The sequence below is a fragment of the Bifidobacterium catenulatum PV20-2 genome (assembly GCF_000800455.1).
Taxonomy (GTDB): domain Bacteria; phylum Actinomycetota; class Actinomycetes; order Actinomycetales; family Bifidobacteriaceae; genus Bifidobacterium; species Bifidobacterium kashiwanohense_A.
In genome coordinates, this window is sequence record NZ_CP007456.1 from 231,999 (window position 1) to 245,849 (window position 13,851).

The following is a 13,851-nucleotide window of genomic DNA, read 5'->3' on the forward strand; positions in this document are numbered from 1 at the left end:
ATGAGTGATTGCACCAACGACCCTTACGCTTATCTTCTTGTACATTTCTTAGAGGATCCGGACGGCTACGCCGAACGCATCTATCTGGACGTGTCGGACGGCGACAATCCCCATCGCTGGATTCCGCTCAACGGCGGGCGACCGGTACTGACATCGGATATCGGTACTACCGGTGTGCGCGATCCGCATATCATCCGCAATCTGCAAACCGGCATGTGGTATATCATCGCGACCGATTTGCGCGTATTCGGCGGTGACAACGGCGGATGGTACGAATGGTCTCATCATGCGAGCACGAATCTGATCGTCTGGCAATCGCCAGATCTGCTGCATTGGGAAGGCCCTCGCATGCTGGACGTCTCCCAGCGCGCCGACGGCACGCATATGCAACTTGGCATGGCCTGGGCCTGTGAATGCCTGTGGGTGCCGGACTATTATCCGGAGGAATATGAAGGCGATCGCGGCGCATTCGTAATGTACTGGTCCAGCACCGTATTCGACGATGCGGATACGGCGCATGATGATAATTCTGTGACCAGTTCCGTGCTGTGGGGCGCGACCACCGACTTCACACAGGATACGTTCGAATTCGGCGGCGTGCTGATCGACACCGGTGGCGATTCCATCGACACCACCATGGTGCAGCGTCAATTGCCGGACGGCGGGCTGCGCACGTATCGCATCACCAAAGACAATTCCTTCGGCAACGGCATTTGGATGGACTACACCGATGCGCGGCGCTGGTGGGAATCCGACACGCAATGGCATGTCATACAGCGTCATATCGGTGCGAATTATGTGGAAGACGGCAATCCCGGCGGTGTGGAAGGTCCCGCGGTATTCGCTAACCATCACAACAACGGTGGGCCGGACGACGAATGGTATCTGTTCGTGGACGTCATACCGTCAATCGGCTACAAGCCCATGAGCACGAAGGATCTTGACACCGGCTGGCATCCGCTAAACGCCGCGGATTATTTCCTCTCGCCGCACACCAAGCATGGCGGCGTCGCCTCGCTGACTCGCGAGGAATACGAGCGTCTCATCCAAGTTCTCTGATTCGTAAAGCCCCTCTAATTCGTTAAAACCACGCGGTTTTAACGCTTGATGGTCCCTAAACACGCAATCCCCGTACTGCTTCCATTTTCGCCCTTTTTCGGGCCACGAAAATGGAAGCAGTACGGGGATTACGGTTTTCAGACTTTAGGACTGGGACTCGGAACTCAGCCGAAATCTACTGCGTATTTCCGTTGGTTCCGGTCTGGCCGTTGGATTCGCTGGTGGAGCCTCCGCCGCTAGTATCGCCGCCGGTTCCGCCGGAATTGTCTCCGCTGCCGTCGCTGCCGCTGTTGCCGCCGGTCCCGCTACCGCCAGTGTTGCCACCGTTGCCGGAATTCTCTTCGTCTCCGTCTCCGCTGCCGTTGCCGTTGCTGTTCTGATCGCTGTTCTGCGTCGGATCAGGCGTGGTCTGCTCGGTGTTTTCCTCGACCTTCGGCACCGTCTGGCTCTGCCGTGTTTGGGCCTTCTGCGCGCCGGTACCCCACGTGCCGTCCGGACCGCCGATCTTGCCGTTGTCGGTCGACTCGGTGAAGGTCAGCACCTCCTGATTCTGCAGGGCGAGCGACATGAACTCCTCGAACAGATGCGACGGGTAGCCAGTGGAGGAAACGCCATAGCCCGCGAATGGTGGCACTTCCTGCGCGCTGCCGTCTTCCGCAGGATTCCAGATGGCCCACACATTGAGCAGTTGCGGCGTATAGCCTACGAACGAAGCTGCCTTCTCGTCGTTTGCGGTACCGGACTTGCCGGCCACCTGGCGTCCGAGACGTGTCGAAACGCCTGCAGCGGTGCCATACGTGGTGGTGCCCTGCATGGCTTTCTGCACCAAGTGGCAATCGTTTGCATCGAACACCTGCTGGTTCTCCTGCGCCGTCCTGTACAGTTCCTTCGAGCCGTCGGACGTGAGCACCTTGTCGACGATGTGCAACGTGTTTTTCACACCATCGTTGGCAATGGTGGAGTGGCCCTGAGCCAGATCCCATACAGTAATGCCGTTGATGCCCAGAATGTTGTAGGTGGTGTCTTCGGCAATGTCTCCCTCAATGCCTGCCTGATGCGCTATCTTGGCGAGATTCGCGGCGCCGAGATGCTTGTTGACATCCATGAATACGGTGTTCACCGAATTCGCGGTCGCCTGATAGAGGTTGATATACCCCCAGTTGGTGTTCAGTGCGTTCGGCACCTGCGCGGTGGTTCCCGGAGTTGTCTCAAACGTCAGTCCGGAATTACCGTTGAACAACGTGTTGAAATTCACGCCCTCCTGAGCGGCTCCCAGCAAACCGAACGGCTTCATCGTGGAGCCCGGCTCGAACGTGGCCTGAGTGACGTTGTTGAGCTGCTTGGTGAGGTAATCGTTGCCCGCATACATGGCCTTGACGGAACCGGTTTTCTGATCGACCGCAATGCCGCCCACCTGAATGCTATCCGGCATGCCTTCCGGCCGGGTGTCGCCGACCTGTTGGATTTCGTCCTGCATGCCCTTGTCAAGCGTGGTGACAATCTTGTAGCCGCCGGTTTCCAAATCGTCGGCGGTGAACGCCTTGGAATTGACCAGTTCGTTCTTCACCGTGGTCAGCAGATATCCGTTGGCGCCCGCCATCTGGTTGTTCTGCTGGATTTCCGCCACGGTGGGGAACTGCGCTTCCTTCTTTTCCTTGGCGGTGATGTAGCCATCTTCCTTCATGATGTTGAGCACGCGGTCGTATCGTTTTTCAGCCTGCTTAGGGTTGACGGCCGGATCCCATGAGCTCGGTGCCGGAATGATGCCGGCCAGCATGGCTGATTCCGACAAGGTCAGATCGCTGGCGTTCTTGTTGAAATACGCCTTCGCCGCCGCCTGGATGCCATACGCGCCACGACCAAGGTAAATCGTGTTCATGTAATTGCAAAGCACCTGGCTTTTATCTTGCGACTGCGCGATCTTGATGGCCAGGAACGCTTCTCTGAGCTTGCCGGAATACGACGTGGTTTCGCCCAGATAATATCGTTCCGCATACTGCTGAGTGATGGTCGAACCACCTTGCCTGCTGCCGGTGGTCAAGTTCGTATACAGCGCTCGCGCGATGCCATACAGGTCGATGCCCTTGTTGGTGTAGAAGGATCGGTCTTCCGATGCGACGATCGCGTTGCTCACGTAATCAGGCAGTACCGCGCAGTCGATGATTTCGCGGTTTTGCTCCGCGTAGCTGCCGATTTCCGTAGTGCCGTCGGCATAGTAGACGGTTGTTTTTTCGGCGAGGGCGAACTTCTCCGGTTCGGGGATTTCCGTGGTGATATACATATATGCGAACAGGCCGATTCCTGCCGCGAGCAGCGCCGCGAAGATGCCGAGTACCCACTTCAGTACGAGATGCTTGCGCTTGTTCTGCTTTTTCTGAGGTCCGTTGGCGCGGTGCGATCCGTGGTTCTGCGGCTTGGGCGCGCTATGGGATGCGTTGCTGCGATTGCTGCTGGCGCCGCCGTTGCGGGCGCTTCTTGAGCGTGAGCTTACGCTTCGTGTGTGTGAAACCATAGGTTCCACCGTAGCTGATTGACTTGAGAAATCAGGTGGAAATGGGGCACGTTTGCTTTGGTGGGAGCATTTTTGCGCAGCTCTTTTACAAATCGACAGTTTGCGGGACGTTGCCTCAATATCGGCTGATTTTCAGGGTTTTGTCAGTTTTTCAGGTGCCTTTTTGCTGTTTCGCAGGTATGCTTGAAACTTGGTACCTGTGAAACGCATACATAACAGAGGAGTCGTTTACAGATGAGCATTCGTGTAGCTATCGCCGGTGTTGGCAATTGCGCCTCGTCGTTGGTGCAGGGCGTTGAATACTACAAAGATACGAAGGACGAGGATAAGATTCCCGGCCTGATGCACAACAATTTCGGCGGATACCGCGTACGTGACATCGAATTCGTCACCGCGTTCGACGTGGATGCGCTGAAGGTCGGCAAGGACTTGTCTGAAGCCATCGAGGCGTCGCAGAACAACACGATCAAGTTCGCCGATGTGCCGAACCTGGGCGTCGAGGTGCTGCGCGGTCCGACCAACGATGGCTTGGGCGAATACTACCGTCAGATGATCGACGAGTCCGACGCCGAGCCGGTCGACGTGGCCCAGGTGCTGCGTGATAAGAAGGTCGATGTGCTTGTTTCCTACCTGCCGGTCGGTTCCGAGCAGGCCGACAAGGCGTACGCCCAGGCCGCCATGGACGCCGGCTGCGCGTTCGTGAACTGCCTGCCGGTGTTCATCGCCTCCGATCCGGAGTGGGCTCAGAAGTTCCGTGATGCCGGCGTGCCGATCGTCGGTGACGACATCAAGTCCCAGGTCGGCGCCACGATCACGCACCGCGTGCTCGCCCGCCTGTTCGAGGACCGTGGCGTGCGCCTGGACCGCACATACCAGCTCAATGTGGGCGGCAATATGGACTTCATGAACATGCTGCAGCGCTCGCGCCTGGAATCCAAGAAGATTTCCAAGACTCGCGCCGTTACCTCCGTGGTGCCGCACGATATGGACCCGCACAATGTGCATATCGGTCCGTCCGATTACGTGGCATGGCTTGACGACCGCAAGTTCGCGTTCGTGCGTCTTGAGGGTACCACGTTCGGCGATGTTCCGCTGAGCTTGGAATACAAGCTGCAGGTGTGGGATTCCCCGAATTCCGCCGGTATTGTGATTGACGCCGTGCGTGCCGCCAAGATTGCGCTCGATCGCCATCTGGCTGGCCCGATTCTGGCTCCGAGCGCGTACTTCATGAAGTCGCCGGCCGTCCAGCACGAGGATGGGGAGGCGCGCCGCTTGGTGGAGGAGTTCATCAAGGGTAGCGTTGAGGGCAGCGAAGAGCAGCTTGATGCCGATGTCGCCGCAGCGAAGGCCGCCGGCAAGGATGTGTGGCGCGCCTGATTTTTGGTTCGCCTGATATGAGGAATCCCCAATCTACCGTCGGTGGATTGGGGATTTTTAATTACGATTTGGAAACGATGCGTATCGTCACTTCTTGAGGAGGGGTTCGACCTGTTCCTCGTACGCGGTCAAAGCGGTGTCGATCACATTGTGCATGTCGTAGTACTTGTACGTGCCCAGACGGCCGCCGAACACCGTGAGCGGCTCGGCCTTCGCGAGCTCCTCGTACCTCGCGTACAGCGCCCTGTCGGCCTCCGTGTTGATCGGATAGTACGGTTCGTCGCCACGCTCCGCGAAACGGCTGTACTCCTCCCACACCACCGTTTTGCCCGGGTTCTGCGAGTCCCTGCGCTCCGGATTGAAGTTCTTGAACTCGATCGCGCGCGTGTACGGCACGTCCGCGTCGGAGAAGTTCATCACCGGGCATCCGAAATGGTCGCCCTCGTCGTAACGCACCTCCCTGAAATCGACCGTGCGCCACTTGAGCTCGCCCAGCGAATAGTCGAAGTAGCGGTCCACCGGACCCGTGTACACCACCGGCACGCCCGCCGCGGCCAGCGCGGCCTTGTTGAACGGCTGGGACCCGTCGAAGAAGTCGGTCTCCAGGGTCACATGGATGCGCGGATCGTCGATCATGCGCTCCATCCACGCGGTGTAGCCGTCCGTGGGCAGGCCCTCCCACGTGTCCCTGAAATAGCGGTTGTCGTAGTTGAAACGCACCGGCAGGCGGTTGATGATGCCCGCGGGCAGGTCCTTCGGATCGGTCTGCCACTGCTTGCCCGTGTAGTTCTTGATGAACGCCTCGTACAGGGGACGGCCGATCAGCGAAATGCCCTTGTCGTTGAGGTTCCGGGGATCCTGGCCCGCCAGCTCGCCGGCCTGCTCGGCCACGAGCGCCCTGGCCTCGGCGGGCGTGTAGTGGGCATGGAAGAACTGGTTGATGGTGCCCAGGTTGATCGGCAGGGGGTAGACCTCGCCGTCGTGCGTGGCATACACGCGGTGCACGTAGTTCGTGAACGAGGTGAACCTGTTCACGTAGTCCCACACGCGCCTGTTGGACGTGTGGAACAGGTGCGCGCCGTACTTGTGGATCTCCGCGCCGGTCTCCCCGTCCATGTAGCTGTACGCGTTGCCGCCGATGTGGTCGCGCACGTCGATGATCTCCACGCGAACCCCGAGCCTCTCCACGGCCTGCTGGGCCACGGTCAGGCCGAACAGGCCCGCGCCCACGACCACCAGATCGGGATACTCCACCGCTTCAGTCATAAGAACAACCTTCCGAACTCAAACAAACACACAATATTCGTATGCGATTCCTCATCAAGCATACCCGTCCGCCCTCCTTAATGCGGGGTGCAGCATTTTTGACGTTTGATTTTTCGTATGGCGAGGCCTGCGCGACGGCCTGTGATGCGGCTCGGTCCGGGCATGGTGTACACTGGTCTTTGCCTCCGCGTGGCGGTACGTCACCCAACTCCCCCAGGGCAGGAATGCAGCAAGGGTAAGTGGCCTCTTCCGGGTGCGTGGAGGTTTTCTTATATCTTCTTGCCATTCCCGTATACCGTAGAGACAATGTCGTATTCTCAATGATTATGACCGACGAATTCAAGCCAATCATCCGAGACCCGCATAAGTCCGCGAATATGTTGGAGCAGCCGGTCGCGCCCGTTCCTGCGCCGCAGCCGCCGTCTGATCCGATCGAACAGGTGCTTTCCCCGCGTGAAGTGAACGCAGGACTCGCCAAAGCCGATCCGCTGACCCGCCATCCGCGCGTGTCGAGCATCATGCTCAGCGTGGTGTTCGGCCTGCTGCTGCTTGCCGCCGCAGCGGGCGTCTGGTGGTTGGGCGTGCGCACGATGGAAGGCCAAAGCTATGAAGACATGGTCTGGTCGAAATTCGACGCGGCCTTGCCGGGATGGCTGGAACCGATCGTGCATGCCTTCACCATTTCCACCGTTGTAATCGCAACAAGCGCGATTATGTCGATAATCGCCCTCGCCGTACTCATCGTAAGAAAACGATGGCTGTTGATTGCGCAATTGGCGGTATTCGGCGGAATCTGCTTTGCCGCAGCGGAGTTGCTGAAGCCGCTGCTGCCACGTCCGTACTTGATTAATCTGGAATCAAATCCCAATAATTCCGCGCCTTCCGGGCATGTCATACTCGCAGCGACGGCGGGGGTGATCCTGTTGTGCGCTGTGCCTCGCATGTGTCGTGCGTTGGTCGCGGTGATTGGTTGGGCGTACGCGGTGCTTGTCGGATTGTCGGTGATCGCGGGGCAGTGGCACCGCCCGACCGACGTGATCATGGCGCTGCTGATCGTCGGCGGAGTGGCCATGCTCATGCTCGCCGCAACGTTTGCGAACGGTATGGATGAGCCCGGATCGCGTGCGTCGTCGCCTTCCGTGCAGATCGTCGGCAGCGTGTTGCTGACATTTGGCGTGATTGGCACCCTGTATGGCGCATACATTATTTGGCAGATCCAGCCGGGACTTGCGATGAGCGCGGAATGGACGAATTCCGGCGCGCATCTTTCCACGGTGATTTTGACTGCTTCCGTCGCATCGCTGGTGTTCGGCCTGGTGCTGACCATGCGTCAGCTGACCGCCTCGCCACTGACGCAACTTGGGCTGGTGGGGGCTCCTCCGGCACCGCCGAAACGCTGACGGCCATGCCTGCGATCGTACCGAAATTTTACGGTGAAGGTCGCTCGCGCCACACGGGCGGTTTGCCAACTGCATACGGTCAGTGAGTATTATTGCGTTGCAAACGCTAGTAATAAGGAGTGGCTATGGCTACCGGCAGCAAGCTCGTGATTGTGGAGTCTCCCACCAAGGCCAAGAAAATCGGTGGGTATTTAGGCTCCGAATATACGGTGATGGCCTCGGTCGGCCATATTCGAGATCTTGCGCAGCCAAGCCAGGTGCCGGCCGCCGACAAAACCAAATTCGGCAAGTTCGGCGTTGACGTGGAAGACGGATTCAAACCGTACTACATCGTCGACGGCAACAAGAAGAAAACCGTATCCGAACTGAAAAGTGCGTTGAAAAAAGCCGACACCCTGTACCTCGCAACCGATGAGGATCGCGAGGGAGAGGCCATCGCCTGGCATCTGGTACAGACGCTCAAACCGAAAGTGCCGGTCAAGCGCATGGTGTTCCACGAAATCACGAAGGAAGCCATCAAAGCGTCGCTTGACAATACTCGCGACGTTGACGACGACATGGTCGATGCCCAGGAGACCCGCCGTATTCTGGACCGCCTGTACGGCTATGAGCTTTCTCCGGTGCTGTGGCGCAAGGTTGGTCCGGGTCTTTCCGCGGGCCGTGTGCAGTCCGTCGCCACGCGTTTGATCGTGGAGCGCGAGCGCGAGCGTATGGCGTTCGTGCGTGCTCCGTATTGGGACGTCACCGCAACGTTGGAAGCGCCGGATGCCGATGGCAATAATGTTGCGTTTGATTCTCGTATGGTGTCGCTTGGTGGGCGTCGTTTGGCGGGTTCCAAGGATTTCGGCGCCGATGGCAAGCTGACTGCGGCCGGCGCGAAGGACCAGGTCGTGCAGTTGGATGAGGCGCAGGCTTCCGCGATTGCGCAGGCGTTGGAATTTGCAACGTTTACCGTCGCGTCGATGGAAACGAAGCCGTACCGTCGCCGTCCGGTTCCACCGTTTACTACGTCCACATTGCAGCAGACTGCCGGCAATCGTCTCGGCATGAGCTCGCGTCAGACCATGCGCGCGGCGCAAGGATTGTATGAAAACGGCTATATCACCTACATGCGTACCGATTCGGTGACGCTGTCGCAGGAAGCGATCGCAGCCGCTCGTGAAGCGGTCATCAAGCATTTCGGCGAAAACTATCTGTCGGATGCGCCGAAACAATATGCCACAAAAACCGCGGGCGCGCAGGAAGCCCACGAATGCATTAGGCCGGCGGGTGCGAAATTCCGCGACCCTGCGGAAATCGCAAGCAAAGTGCCGGCCGACCAGCTCAAGCTGTACACGCTGATCTGGCAGCGCACGCTTGCCTGCCAGATGGCAGACGCAACCGGTTCCACGGCGACCGTGCGACTGTCTGCACCGACCGAATCGAATGGGGAAGCCATGTTCCAGGCTTCCGGTACTGTCATCGAATTCCCCGGCTTTATGAAGGCGACCGGTGAAGGCCGCCGCGCATCCGCCGAATCGAAGAAGGGCGATGCTGCTGGAAGCGTTGAACAGGCTGCGCAATCCGGTAAATCCAGCAAAGCGGATAAGAAGTCGGATGACAATGTGTCGCTGCCGCCGATGAATCCGGGCGATGCGCTTGCCGCGGTGGCGGTTGGTGCCGACGGACACGAAACTCAGCCTCCGGCGCGTTACACCGAAGCGTCGCTCGTGAAAACGTTGGAACAGAAGGAAATCGGCCGCCCGTCCACGTATGCGAGCATTATTTCCACGATTATCGATCGCGGATACGTGTATGAGCGCGGTCGTGCGTTGATTCCGTCGTGGCTCGCGTTTTCCGTGGTCAAATTGCTGGAAACGAAGTTCCCGCGGTATGTGGATTACGAGTTCACTGCCGATATGGAAAGCGGTCTTGACCAGATTGCGAGCGGTCAGGAGACCGGCAGGAATTGGCTGACCCGCTTCTATTTCGGTTCCGGTGAGGGTGCCGCGCAGTCTGCGGACGAGGCGCATGCCGGTTTGCAGCAGCAGGTCGCGCAGTTGGGTGAAATCGACGCTCGCGAGATCAATACGATTGAGATCGGCGACGGTTTGCATGTGCGCGTCGGCAGGTATGGCCCGTATTTGGAGGATGTGAACCATCTGGATGATGAGGGCAATCCGAAGCGTGCGTCGCTGCCGGATACTCTCGCTCCGGATGAGCTGACGGTGGAAGTCGGTCATGATTTGATTGAGAATCATTCCGGCGGTCCGCGTGCACTTGGTGTTGATCCGGTTTCCGGGGGCACTGTTGAAGTGCGTAATGGTCGTTTCGGCCCGTATGTTGCGTTGGTGATGCCTTCTGCGGATGCTGGTGCTGACGGTGACGTGGCTGGTGATGGCAAGTCGAAGAAGGGCAAGAGCGCTAAGAAGGCTGCCGATCGCCCGAAGATGGCGTCGTTGTTTAAGACTATGAGCCCGGAATCGTTGACGTTGGATGATGCGTTGCGCCTGCTGAGTTTGCCTCGTGAAGTTGGTTCTTATGAGGAAGCGGACGCTCAGACCGGTGAAGTGCAGGCGGTTGTTGTGCAAGCCAATAATGGTCGTTACGGCCCGTATTTGACGAAGACTGGTGCCGATGGCAAGTCGGATACGCGTTCGCTCGCTTCGGAAGATGAGATTTTCACGGTTGATTTGGATAAGGCGAAGGAACTGTTCGCCCAGCCGAAGTATGGCCGTGGGCGCGGTCGTGGCGCTGCCAAGCCGCCGTTGCGTGAACTGGGCGTCGATCCGGAAACGCAGAAGCAGGTGACCATCAAGGAAGGCTTCTACGGCGCGTATATCACCGATGGTGAAACGAACCGTACGTTGCCGAAGCAGTATGCTCCCGAGTCGATCGAGCCGGCTGAGGCGTTCCGTCTGTTGGCGGAGAAGCGTGCGCAGGGTCCGTCGAAGAGGCGTGGGCGCAAGGGTGCTGCTGGCAAGGGTGGTGCGAAGAAGACTGCTGCTAAGGGTGCTAAGGCTTCTGCTGATCAGGCTCGTGCCGATCGCCGTGCCAAGGTGCGTGAGTTGGCCGATAAGGGTTGGGCCAACACCCGTATCGCCAAGGAGATCGGTTCCACGCCGACCACGGTGAAGGCCGATGTGGAATGGCTTTCCGCCAACGAAGGCTACATCCGTCCTGCCGTAGTTCCCGCCCGGTGATGGATATGCAGGGCATATTCATCTCCTTTGAGGGCATCGACGGCGTCGGCAAAACCACGCAGGTCGAACGATTGCGTGCGTATGTTGAGGCGCAGGGGCGTGAATGCGTGGTCACGCGTGAGCCAGGCGGCACTGTGCTTGGTGTGGCGATTCGCAAGCTGCTGCTTGGCGGCGTGGAAGGTTCCGACGCGGATATCGCTCCGCGTGCGGAGGCGTTGCTGTTCGCCGCCGATCGTGCCCAGCATGTTGCCGAGGTGATTCGCCCTGCACTGGAACGCGGTGCCGTGGTAATTACCGATCGGTACCTTGATTCTTCTCTTGCATACCAGGCTGGCGGCCGCGAATTGACGGCAGATGAAATCCGCAACTTAAGTATGTGGGCAACCAACGGTTTGTTGCCGAATCGCACGTATCTGCTGGATCTTGACCCTGTGCAATCGCATGCACGACTGCAGCATGATGAAGATCGCATGGAATCTGCAGGAGATGATTTCCAACGTCGTACACGACAGGCGTTTCTTGATTTGGCAAAGGCGGAATCGCAACGTTTCTGTGTGATTGATGCCAGCCAATCCATCGATGAAGTATGGGCGCATATCCAAGACGATTTTGCGCAAATCAGCCAAACGAAAACTTTCCAATCGGAGGCCGCCGAGTGAGCGTGTGGGATTCGATTGTCGGCCAGCAGCGGGTTGTAGAACAACTCAAAGTCATCGCAAGTGGCGATCCGAAAGCCATTGCGCAATCCTGGCTAATTTGCGGTCCTCCAGGATCGGGCCGTTCCAATGTGGCGCGTGCGTTTGCGGCGGCGTTGGAGAGCCCCGATCATGGTCTTGGTGACGAGCCGACCAAAGCCGCGCAGCAGGTGCTTGCCGGCACTCATCCCGACGTGACCGTGCTTGCCACCAACAAAGTGACCATCGGCATCGATGAGGTGCGAGACATCATCACCACTTCCGAGCAGATGCCGAGCACTGCGCCGTGGCGCATCATCATTATCGAAGATGTCGATCGTATGCTGGAACGCACCACCAACGTGCTGCTCAAGGAGATTGAGGAGCCGAGCGAGCACACGATTTGGCTCTTGTGTGCGCCGAGTGCGCAGGATGTGTTGCCGACGATTCGCTCGCGCACTCGCATCGTCAATCTTGCCGTGCCCTCCACACAGGCGGTGGCCTCATTTCTGGAACAAAATGGCGGATTTGAGCCGAAAATCGCGGCGCGTGCCGCACGTCTTGCGGAAGGGCATATCGGCATTGCGCGCTTGTATGCGGAGAATGAGCAGGTGATGTCTGACCGCGACGAGCTGATTGTGGGCGTGCTTGGATTGCGTCGCGCGTCGGATGCGGTGCTGCTTGCCGGCAATCTTATCGACAGTGCGAAAGCGCAGGCCGAAGCGGAGGTGAAGGTCAAAGCGGCAGAGGCGGAAGCTGATTTTCGTAGGGTCAATGGGCTTGGGGCGAAGGATCGTATTCCTCCGAAACTGCGCGGCGCGTACAATGCGATCGCCAAAAAAGACGAGCTGAAGCGCCAGACTACGCGACTTACGCGTGATGTGCTTGACCGTGCGTTGAACTCGATTGCCAGTATTTACCGTGATGTGGCTGTGCTACAGAATAATGCCGAGGATTCGGTGGGACTGATTAATTTGGAGAATCGTTCGTCGATCACCGAACTATCGGTGCGGCTCACGCGTGGGGGAGCGGTGCGGCGGCTGGAGGATATTGCCGTTGCACGTCGCCGCCTAGCCGGCAATGGCAATCCCGTACTGGTCTTCGAAGCCCTCTTCTGCTCCCTCATCGTCAGCTAGGGCTAGCAGCGTTGGCACATAAAAAATGTCGATTCAGCGCTGGCAGTTGGTGGATTCGCGCACGATCAGTTGCGGTGCAAGTGAGATATGCGCGGGGTTGTCGGGGCCGTCGTTGAGTAGGCGTAGCACTTCGGAGACGATTTGTTTGAATGGCGGGCGCACGCTGGTCAGCGGCGGCATGGTGGTGCGTGCGATTGGCGAATCGTTGTAGCCAACCACCAGCACATCTTCAGGCACGCGAAGCCCAAGCGAATGCAACGCCACCATCACGCCGAACGCGATCGCATCGTCGGCGCACACCACGGCTTCCGGTTGCACGAGCGGCTCGGAAAACAGTCGCATGGCGCAGTCGAATCCGCGCTGCACGCTACGGTCTCCGAACTTGTTCCATTCGGTTTCGGTGGCAAGATGGTGCGCTCGCATCTGAGTGTGGAACATGGTGAACAGTTCCGCCGATTCGAAGGAGATTTCCTTGCCGGCCATGTATGCCACGGATGCGATGCCACGTTCGGCCAAATGCCCGATCACGATTTCCATGGCTGCGCTTTCGTCGACGCTCACCATGGATGTGCGGAACGAGCATTGGCGTCCGCCCACCTGCACGATCGGCAGTGTGGAGGCGTAATGTTCAAGCCCCGCGGAAAGGTAGGCTCCCCAGGCGGGCAGCACAATCAGACCGTCAACATGGCGGTCCATCAATGACTCGATGCGTTGAATCTGCGTGGCCTGATCGCCGCCGATGCCCAGCAGCAGTTGCTGCGAATCCACGTCGATGACGGGTTCGATTTCGTCAAGCAGCTGCGCGCAGAACGGGTCGTTGGCGGTCGGAATCACCAGGCCGATGGTGTTGGTGACGGTGCTGCGCAACGCGCTCGCCGCATAATTGACCGAATAGTTGAGGTGTGCCGCGGCCGCTCGCACGCGACGTGCGATGTCGTCGTCTTTGGTGCGTTTGCCGGAAAGTACGCGGGAGACGGTGGCGATGGAGACGTTGGCCAGCGCTGCGACGTTCGTGATCGAACTGTTCGCCGAAGCTGCCGAAGCCGAAGCGTTGTCGGTTGTGCGTGCCATGCTCTCCTCACCACAAATATTCGAAATGCTCGAAAAAACTCGGATTATTCGAATTACTGCCGTATCTCAATCGCGTATTCAAGAATAAAACAGCCACCCGTCGAAAGCGGCAGGTGGCTGAACGCAAGTATCGCAAGTATCGCAAGTATCGCAATCATGCATGTTGCATTGCGA

At 58.5% G+C, this 13,851-nt stretch carries 9 protein-coding genes and 1 other RNA gene; 7 read left to right on the forward strand and 3 right to left on the reverse strand.

Annotated features, from left to right (window positions below):
• Entirely contained in the window at nt 1–1,059 is a 1,059-nt protein-coding gene (locus tag AH68_RS00875) for a glycoside hydrolase family 43 protein (protein WP_039196777.1), read from the forward strand.
• 175 nt (nt 1,060–1,234) lie between these two features.
• Here AH68_RS00875 and AH68_RS00880 read toward each other — a convergent pair whose 3' ends face one another.
• Nucleotides 1,235–3,571: a transglycosylase domain-containing protein gene (locus tag AH68_RS00880; protein WP_039196778.1), complete on the reverse strand. Its 2,337-nt coding sequence runs from the start codon at nt 3,569–3,571 to the stop codon at nt 1,235–1,237.
• 234 nt (nt 3,572–3,805) lie between these two features.
• On the opposite strand from AH68_RS00880, the gene AH68_RS00885 reads away from it, so the two are divergent.
• Complete coding sequence (locus AH68_RS00885; protein WP_039196779.1) at nt 3,806–4,948, forward strand: inositol-3-phosphate synthase; 1,143 nt, start codon at nt 3,806–3,808, stop codon at nt 4,946–4,948.
• Between the two features lie 87 nt (nt 4,949–5,035).
• Here the strand turns inward: AH68_RS00885 and glf are convergent, their stop codons facing one another.
• On the reverse strand, nt 5,036–6,214 hold the full coding sequence (gene glf, locus AH68_RS00890; protein ID WP_039196780.1) for a UDP-galactopyranose mutase: 1,179 nt from the start codon (nt 6,212–6,214) through the stop codon (nt 5,036–5,038).
• 176 nt (nt 6,215–6,390) lie between these two features.
• Between glf and ffs the strand changes: the two genes are divergently transcribed.
• The 5 genes from ffs to AH68_RS00910 all read left to right on the forward strand — a co-directional run bounded on the left by ffs (nt 6,391) and on the right by AH68_RS00910 (nt 12,606).
• Nucleotides 6,391–6,487: signal recognition particle sRNA small type (gene ffs, locus AH68_RS10180), an RNA gene on the forward strand.
• A gap of 53 nt (nt 6,488–6,540) precedes the next feature.
• Entirely contained in the window at nt 6,541–7,614 is a 1,074-nt protein-coding gene (locus AH68_RS00895; protein ID WP_039196781.1) for a phosphatase PAP2 family protein, read from the forward strand.
• Nucleotides 7,615–7,739: 125 nt separating this feature from the next.
• Nucleotides 7,740–10,796: a type I DNA topoisomerase gene (gene topA, locus AH68_RS00900; RefSeq protein ID WP_039196783.1), complete on the forward strand. Its 3,057-nt coding sequence runs from the start codon at nt 7,740–7,742 to the stop codon at nt 10,794–10,796.
• Between the two features lie 5 nt (nt 10,797–10,801).
• Nucleotides 10,802–11,455: a dTMP kinase gene (gene tmk, locus AH68_RS00905; protein ID WP_039199636.1), complete on the forward strand. Its 654-nt coding sequence runs from the start codon at nt 10,802–10,804 to the stop codon at nt 11,453–11,455.
• On the forward strand, nt 11,452–12,606 hold the full coding sequence (locus AH68_RS00910) for a DNA polymerase III subunit delta' (protein ID WP_039196785.1): 1,155 nt from the start codon (nt 11,452–11,454) through the stop codon (nt 12,604–12,606). The genes tmk and AH68_RS00910 overlap by 4 nt, the downstream gene beginning before the upstream one ends.
• A 33-nt stretch (nt 12,607–12,639) precedes the next feature.
• On the opposite strand, the gene AH68_RS00915 is transcribed toward AH68_RS00910, so the two are convergent.
• Entirely contained in the window at nt 12,640–13,677 is a 1,038-nt protein-coding gene (locus AH68_RS00915; RefSeq protein WP_052189117.1) for a LacI family DNA-binding transcriptional regulator, read from the reverse strand.
• Between the last annotated feature and the right edge of the window lie 174 nt (nt 13,678–13,851).